This is a genomic window from Treponema sp. R6D11, assembly GCF_054786075.1.
Map to the genome: position 1 here is coordinate 1 of NZ_BDHD01000090.1, position 7,421 is coordinate 7,421.

The following is a 7,421-nucleotide window of genomic DNA, read 5'->3' on the forward strand; positions in this document are numbered from 1 at the left end:
CTTTTCTTTTTTCTGCTCATGCCTAGTATTTTTAAATTTTGCGAAACCGCCCAATCAAAAATACGCTCTCCCGTACTTGCGCCGTCAGTTTCCGCCGGAATAAAGAAATTGGCATAAACATATCCGTCTTCGGTAGTTTCCGTCGCCACATTGGAAATGTTGCCTAACGAGGATAACTTACCGCTGACCATGCCTGTGTCAACATTGTAACCTGCTCCTTTAACGATAAGTTCCCAAGTATCACCGCCCTTCATGGTTCCGGCAATTTCTTCGGGACTGCCTTGCGCCGCAATACGCCCATCGTTAATAATCAAAACCTGAGTGCAGATTGCCTCAACTTCCTGCAAAATATGCGTGGAAAGAATTACAGTCTTGCGCTTTCCAAGCTCTTTTATGAGAGAGCGAATTTCTATGATTTGGTTCGGGTCAAGCCCCGTAGTAGGCTCGTCAAGAATTAAAATCGGTGGGTCGTGAAGGATAGCCTGAGCAAGCCCGGCACGTTGACGATAACCTTTGGAAAGCGTCTCTATTTTGCGGCTGCGGTAATTTGTTAAGCCGCAGGCTTCAAGGCTTGCGTTAATTGCCGCCGGACGCTCCTGTACGGGAATAAAACGCGCGTCCGCCGCAAAGTTTAGGTATTCGTCAACAGTTAGGTCGCCGTAAAGCGGCACATTTTCCGGCAGATAGCCAATCCGCTTTTTAATTTCCAACGGTTGTTCTTCCACGGAAATACCGTCAACAAAGGCAGTGCCATTTGACGGAAAATGAAAACCCGTAAGGATTTTCATAATGGTAGTTTTTCCCGCGCCGTTAGGTCCCAGAAAACCCAACACCTGCTGATCCCCTACGGAAAAGGAAACGTCCGAAACCGCCCGTACTTCTCCGTATTGTTTAGACAGGTTTTTTACTTCTATTTTGGCATTAGTGTTCATATCAGTATGATAGCAAATTTAGTCAATATTGGGAACATGGATCATTGAAAAAAATTTTACCACGAACCAAGAGGTAAGAAATCTACCACGAACCACACGAACATCAGCGAACCAAGAAAGCGAAGAGATTTACTACAAATATGCGCGTAGTAGATAGCTAAAGGGATCAGGGGTTTTGTCCGAAAGCTTGGCTTGGAACTTCACTATAAGATAACGAACAAAAACCCCAAAAAACCTTCGCTCTTGTATAACACGCTTATTGGTAGAATGCTCAAATCCTTCTGTTCGCTCTTTGGTTCGTGTGGTTCGTGGTAGATCTCTTCTTTGCAATTCTAGCTACCATTCTCATATTCAATTGGAAAAACATAACGGTCTTTCGTAAGTACCGTATTGGGGAAAATAGCCTGCGCTTCGGTAAGAAGCTGTTTTAATTCGTAGTCGGTATATCGCGGGCTATAGTGAATTAACGCCAATTTTTTTATGCCCTGCGAAGAAGCGGCAATTTTAGCGGCTTCCGCCGCCGTCATGTGCTTTTTATCGCGGGCGTCTTCTACCAAATCATGGGTGAACATTCCCTCGCAGACAAAAAGATCGGAGCCTATAACATGGGTGGAGATTTCCGGCAGGGCAAGAGAATCCGTAACAAAAGAAAATTTACGCCCCTGACGCGGAGAACCCACAACTTGCTCCGGGCGTATCTCCCTGCCGTCGGGGGTTTGAATAGTCTCGCCCTTTTGAAGTTTCCCCCATAATTTTCCCATAGGAATATTTAATTCCTCCGCTTTTTGCGGGTGGAACTCACCCGGGCGCATATCTTCTTCCAGAGCATAACCGTAACACGGCTTGGTATGCGACAGCGGAAAACATCTTACATGAAATCCTTCCCCCTGATATACAATTCCAGGAGCCGTTATTTCTTTTACTATTATTTCATAGTTAATGTACATATCAAGCACGCGCCTGCTAGTTTCGATATATTCTGCAATACGCGGCGGACCTATTATGTAAAGAGGATCGTCCCTGTCTACTTGGGAAGAAAGCATTAACAAGCCGGGAATACCGGTAACATGATCCGCGTGAGTGTGGCTTATAAAAATAACCGATATTTTTTTCCAACGCAAATTAAGACGGCGCAAAGAAACTTGAGTACCTTCTCCGCAATCAAAGAGAAAAAGCTCGCCCTCGCGCCTTAACAAAACAGATGTTAAATGCCTATTGGGAAGCGGCATCATGCCGCCGCAACCAAGAATAAACGCTTCAAGATTCATATTGGAAAAATCGCCCTCGAAATGCTAGTCGTCTTTTAGGCTGATTTTGTATTCTTTAACATCATCGCCGTTTATAATAGCGGCATTACGTCCGCCCTGCTTCGCGGTATACAACGCCTTATCAGCCAAATCGTACAGAACTTTTGTGTCACGGTAAGCTCCGCAACGCGAAATATATACGCCAATACTCATTGTTACAAAATCGTTTACTTTGGATTTTTCATGCGGAATCTTTTTTTCTTTTATAGCCGCAATCCAATGATTAATAACAACATCAACATGGGAACTATCCTTTTCAAACCACAACGCGGCAAATTCTTCGCCGCCGACTCTCGCCGTATAAATTCCCAAATCATCTTTTAAACTGTTTAATACCGCGCCTATCGTTCTAAGACAATCATCGCCCTTTAGGTGTCCGTAGTGGTCATTGTAGAATTTAAAGAAGTCGATATCCGCAATAGCTATGCATATCCAGTCGTCGGAAGAACGGAAATTTGAAAGATACCTTTGGAAGGTATTAGAAAAGTCGCGCTTGTTTCTAAGACGCGTTAACTCATCTGTGATACTTTGATCTTCATACTTGTTGCGTTCTTCCTCAAGTTGGCTTGCGCTTAACTCCAACCCCATTCGTAATTTTGATATTTGCCAACTAAAAAATATGCTGATAGAAGCGGCAATAAGTATATGCACAATATCATAAATCCAAATTTGATAATCTTTTAATAAAATGGCACAAACAATAAAAACAGTCGACGCGCCTAACGTAAGAAGAAAATTAAATTGCGGAGGATTAATAAACAATAAAAGAGCAATTACCAAAAACGCGTAAATTACAGAAGCCGGTTTATCCGGATTTGTCCAAATACTTTGATATATGCCAAAGAACATTAAGTTGATATAGTAAAATGTTATTAAAAGATAAATAACATGGTTTTTTACATTAACCTGCTGCATTACATAATTTGAAATAAAATAAATCAGCATTGCTATAGCGGCGACAAGAAGACAAACGCCTACGCTGAAAAAATGCAACTCTTCGGCGACTAAAGGTATTACAGAGTATAAAAACGCGTATATCGCTACTATTAAGTTTCCCTGTTTCAGGTTTTGAAGATTATTAAAGAATGTATTATTCATACATTGCTGATACTGCTCGCGTCCGAACGAGTAAAATCTCCAGTTGTAAAAGAATTTTTTCATAAATATCCTTTTTATATTATATACCCTTTTTTATAGAAATGGAACAGAAAAACAAGCTTTTTTGGACAAAATTACAAATAATACGAGTATGTCAATTTAATGTCTCATTTTACTGCGTTCGGCAAAACCTGTTAAATTCTGGAATTCCAACAAAGAACCGTCGTCCAATATGACTTTTCCCGAAAAAAAGCCGCAAACCTGCCTGCGGGTAGAACTATAAAAAAACAGGCTATGGCGGTCGATTCTTTCCTGATGGGGGGAAAATGTCATTTCCAGGCGATTATCGTTGCTTGTAAAGCGCCAGGGGGAAAGCCAGTTTGAAAGGGGGATATGGAATGTTACCTGGTCAAGTTTGTGCAATTTTCCGTCGACAAAAAAGCCGTTTTCCGTCCCAAGTGAGGAATCCGCCCAACTGTAGCCAATACAGAAACTTAACTGCCTCCCCTCGCTTATTCCGCAAGCGGTCGCCCAATACCGAATATCGGCTTTTGGACGTACAATCCTGTTCCAGTCCAGAATACCCCATGCGTTTCCTCGGGTAAATACAATTTCAGTACCGCCATATTGAATTACCCCCTCCACATAGAAACAAGGGGAACAACGCGCATACCTGAATGTGTATTTTTCGTTTCTCCACGACTGATTTGTAAAAAGCGATTCAGAATTGTCAAATTCGCTTAAAACCAACTCTCCCCGCAGACTCCTATGGCGTCCGAATTTGGGAATATCAACCTTGATTATTCTTGCGCCCTCTTCCATGCAGACGAAATCAAGGCGTATTTTTTTAGTACGACAGCGAATTTTCCCTGTTTTACTGCTGACAGGCATATTGTAAGAGCCAAAAGGCAGCCATGTCTTGAAAATTTGAGTGGAACGTTTTTTATCCCTAAGCGAGATAACGGAAATACCCATGTAACCAAGCCAACTGTCGTCTTTTACTTCAAAAACAACCATGTGGGTTGGAGTATATACAATATATCGATCCGATTCGGTTATCCTATGCCTGTCCGCGTAAACCATTACAGGGTCGTAGGAAAGATATTCCTGCCTTGCCCAGCCAAAATTGATAGGCAGCCCCATATCGTCAAATAATGGCACTTCCCTGCAAATTTCATTTTGAGGCATATTTAACCTGTTTACATGTAATCGTCATCATGGTATTAAGATAACATGGATTACACGGGAATAAAAGCGTTGGTAATGGGGCTTGGCTTGCACGGCGGGGGGCTTCAATCTGCGCTTTTTCTACTCAAGCGCGGGGCAGAAGTTACAGTTACCGATTTAAGAGACGAAAAAACTCTTTCGCCTTCCATAAAGGAATTGGATACCGCCTGTAAAGCTTTGGGGCGGCAACCTGTGCGCTATGTTTTGGGCAAGCATGAAATTGACGATTTTAAAAACGCCGATATTGTAATAAAAAACCCGGGCGTAAAACCCGACTCTCCTTTTTTGCAAGCCGCCAAACGCATAGAAACAGACCTTTCACTTTTCCTGACGCAATCCAAAGCGAGGCTTTTCGCGGTAACGGGAACTAAGGGAAAAAGCGGAACATCCTCCGCACTCCACTGGATTCTTTCAAAAGACAGAAAAGCGGGCAAAGCGTATCTTGGCGGAAACATTACGGTCTCTCCCTTAACATTTTTGGAAGAACTAACGGAAGCTGACGATGTAGTCCTAGAGCTTTCAAGTTTTCAGTTGGGGGACATAAAAAACAATGTCAACACTGACGGAAGTCCGCTGTTAAAACCCGCAGCCGCCATTTTAACCCCGATAATGCATGACCACCTTGACCGTTATGCGTCAATGGAAGAATATGTCGATGACAAAAAAAATATTTATCGTGGGCAGGACTCAAACTGCGTTACAATAGCAGGAGACGATGATTGGGGGAAAATATTCTTATCTGAAACAAAAGCCCGTAAACTTATCCGTTCCTGCAAACAGGAGCTTTCTTTAGCGTTAGGCGAAGGGCAAAGCGGCGGTTGTATCGACTCAAGCGGGCGAGGCATTGCCCGTCTTCTTAACTTTCAGGGAGTACCAGAAGAAATTACGGAATTGGTTCCGCAAAAGATACTTACACCGGGCAGTCATCAAAAAATAAATATGCTCTCTGCGGCTCTTGCGGTTTTTGCCCTCGGCGGCAAAGCGGATACTATCCGCGCCGCTCTTTCAACTTTCCCCGGAATAGAACACCGATTAGAGTTTTTCCATGAATCAAAAGGAATACGCTACTACAACGACAGCGCCGCCACAATCCCCGAAGCCGCCGCCGCCTGCATAGAAGCATTAACTGAACCGTCTGTAACGCACGGAGGCTTAGTCCTTGTAACAGGCGGCACTGACAAAAACCTTGATTTTTCTCCCCTTGCAAGAGCCGCAAAAAAAGCAAAAGCAATTATTCTGCTTGAAGGCACAGGCAGTGAAAAACTCATTCCCTTGTTACGTGAAAATGGCGTCTCTTACAGCGCACCTTTTAACGATTTGGACAAAGCCGTCTGGTGTGCGATAGAAAAAGCGTCCAGTACGGACACTATCGCTCTTTCACCCGGATGTGCCAGCTTTGGAATGTTCTTAAATGAATTTGACAGAGGCAGAAAGTGGAAAGAAGCCGTACTGCGGTTGGGTAGATGAAAGAATTTTAATACTACTTACTGATTTGTTTTTTCATATTTTATTTATTATTATATCTTACCACTTCACCTTTTGCATGAACATTAGTATAAGACATAAAAATATAATTATGGAACATCATTGGTACAAGCAATAAATAGTTTTTATTTGAATAATTTCTTTCTATGATTATATTTTTTATATCTATCTCACCTGTGTAATTTTTTTTTGCTATTTTTAATAATTCATAATACGATCTTTCCAATAAAAGATTATTTTTTCTCCAATTAATTGTTGTTTCAAACGTAGTTTCAACATAACCAATGACTTCAATTTTTTCTAATTCATTTTCTGTTATGGTTGATCCATAAATAAATTTATTATTTGAAGCACATGAATTCAATAATAAAATTAATATTATGGTAGAAATTTCTTTAAAATTTCTTAATGATTTCATATTTGCCGCCTTACTACATTATGCTTTTACAATTATTACTTTACTTATTAATATTCCAAAAACAACAAATAATATGCATAATATATTATTTATAAAAATATTTAATAATGCCTGTTTATAATTTCCATTCATAAAGCATTGTACCGTTTCCAATGAATATGTTGAAAATGTAGTATAACCGCCTAAAAAACCTGTTATAATAAATAATCGTAATTCTATTGGAATAATATATGTTTCAAATGTTTTATAAAAAAATCCAATAATTAATGAACCTATACTATTTACAAATAAAGTCCCAAGAGGAAAATTTTGAATAAATTTATTATTTATATATTGCACGCAAAGATACCTTGATAAAGCCCCTAATCCACCGCCAATAAATACATAAATAATATTCATAAAACATTTTCCTACTATATTTTCAGTTTAGTCAATATTTATTTTTTTAATATGTTATTATTAGAGTAATCCAAAGCCATCTATTGTCACCGCTTGAATTATTATACAACACAAATGCTGAGCGATTATTATTTAATGTATCTTTAACAGACTGTATAAAATTTTGGTCAAACTCTAAATGAATAAGAAGCGCATCAATTTCAGAAGATGTCATTGTTTTAGAAGAATCAACAAAAAGAGAAGGTTTTAGTGAACTTTCGGGAGATATAGAGACACTTTGTTCATTAGAACCAATAACATCAATTAGATGACCATCTCTTACCCAATAGGTAGTTATCCAATTATTTTCCTTACAACTATTTAATCCTATTATTAAAAGTAAAGACGCAAAAAGACTGATAAAGAGAGATTTTTTGTTTATTTTCATCAGTAACTCCTTAAAAAATATACTTAAAATTACAGCTATTATATTAATTTAAACAATATTTATTATTTTGTCAATATATTATCTATATTAATTGCATTTATTATTTATAATAAATTTAACCTATATGT

The 7,421-nt window shown here is 39.4% G+C and carries 8 protein-coding genes; 1 reads left to right on the top strand and 7 read right to left on the bottom strand.

Translation table 11 applies throughout. The features are described from left to right. The 4 genes from ACYVTD_RS08415 to ACYVTD_RS08430 all read right to left on the bottom strand — a co-directional run. The coding region (locus ACYVTD_RS08415) for an ABC transporter ATP-binding protein (protein WP_461247329.1) at nt 1-932 on the bottom strand (932 nt) is incomplete at its 3' end. A 332-nt stretch (nt 933-1,264) separates the two neighbouring features. Continuing rightward, entirely contained in the window at nt 1,265-2,200 is a 936-nt protein-coding gene (locus ACYVTD_RS08420) for a ribonuclease Z (protein ID WP_461247330.1), read from the bottom strand. 24 nt (nt 2,201-2,224) lie between these two features. Further along, nucleotides 2,225-3,400 carry a GGDEF domain-containing protein gene (locus ACYVTD_RS08425; RefSeq protein ID WP_461247331.1) on the bottom strand — a complete coding sequence of 392 codons (1,176 nt, stop codon included), beginning with the start codon at nt 3,398-3,400 and terminating at the stop codon, nt 2,225-2,227. A 96-nt stretch (nt 3,401-3,496) separates the two neighbouring features. Then, nucleotides 3,497-4,525 (bottom strand): DUF2804 domain-containing protein, encoded by a 1,029-nt coding sequence (locus ACYVTD_RS08430; RefSeq protein ID WP_461247332.1) that lies wholly within the window; start codon nt 4,523-4,525, stop codon nt 3,497-3,499. A 45-nt stretch (nt 4,526-4,570) separates the two neighbouring features. On the opposite strand from ACYVTD_RS08430, the gene murD reads away from it, so the two are divergent. Then, nucleotides 4,571-6,031 (top strand): UDP-N-acetylmuramoyl-L-alanine--D-glutamate ligase, encoded by a 1,461-nt coding sequence (murD, locus tag ACYVTD_RS08435; protein ID WP_461247333.1) that lies wholly within the window; start codon nt 4,571-4,573, stop codon nt 6,029-6,031. Between the two features lie 40 nt (nt 6,032-6,071). Here the strand turns inward: murD and ACYVTD_RS08440 are convergent, their stop codons facing one another. From ACYVTD_RS08440 to ACYVTD_RS08450, 3 genes are read right to left on the bottom strand one after another with little or no spacing between them, the layout of a single operon-like run. Further along, nucleotides 6,072-6,467 carry a hypothetical protein gene (locus tag ACYVTD_RS08440; protein ID WP_461247334.1) on the bottom strand — a complete coding sequence of 132 codons (396 nt, stop codon included), beginning with the start codon at nt 6,465-6,467 and terminating at the stop codon, nt 6,072-6,074. Between the two features lie 18 nt (nt 6,468-6,485). Beyond that, a complete protein-coding gene (crcB, locus tag ACYVTD_RS08445; RefSeq protein ID WP_461247335.1) occupies nt 6,486-6,866 on the bottom strand; it encodes a fluoride efflux transporter CrcB in 381 nt (126 codons plus the stop codon). A 46-nt stretch (nt 6,867-6,912) separates the two neighbouring features. Beyond that, nucleotides 6,913-7,293: a hypothetical protein gene (locus ACYVTD_RS08450; RefSeq protein ID WP_461247336.1), complete on the bottom strand. Its 381-nt coding sequence runs from the start codon at nt 7,291-7,293 to the stop codon at nt 6,913-6,915. Nucleotides 7,294-7,421 lie beyond the last annotated feature (128 nt).

Bases quoted from the DNA above. Each gene is read 5' to 3' on its own strand.
- ACYVTD_RS08420 (WP_461247330.1), bottom strand. From the start codon at position 2,200: ATGAATCTTGAAGCGTTTATTCTTGGTTGCGGCGGCATGATGCCGCTT.
- murD (WP_461247333.1), top strand. From the start codon at position 4,571: ATGGATTACACGGGAATAAAAGCGTTGGTAATGGGGCTTGGCTTGCAC.
- crcB (WP_461247335.1), bottom strand. From the start codon at position 6,866: ATGAATATTATTTATGTATTTATTGGCGGTGGATTAGGGGCTTTATCA.
- ACYVTD_RS08440 (WP_461247334.1), bottom strand. From the start codon at position 6,467: ATGAAATCATTAAGAAATTTTAAAGAAATTTCTACCATAATATTAATT.
- ACYVTD_RS08450 (WP_461247336.1), bottom strand. From the start codon at position 7,293: ATGAAAATAAACAAAAAATCTCTCTTTATCAGTCTTTTTGCGTCTTTA.
- ACYVTD_RS08430 (WP_461247332.1), bottom strand. From the start codon at position 4,525: ATGCCTCAAAATGAAATTTGCAGGGAAGTGCCATTATTTGACGATATG.
- ACYVTD_RS08425 (WP_461247331.1), bottom strand. From the start codon at position 3,400: ATGAAAAAATTCTTTTACAACTGGAGATTTTACTCGTTCGGACGCGAG.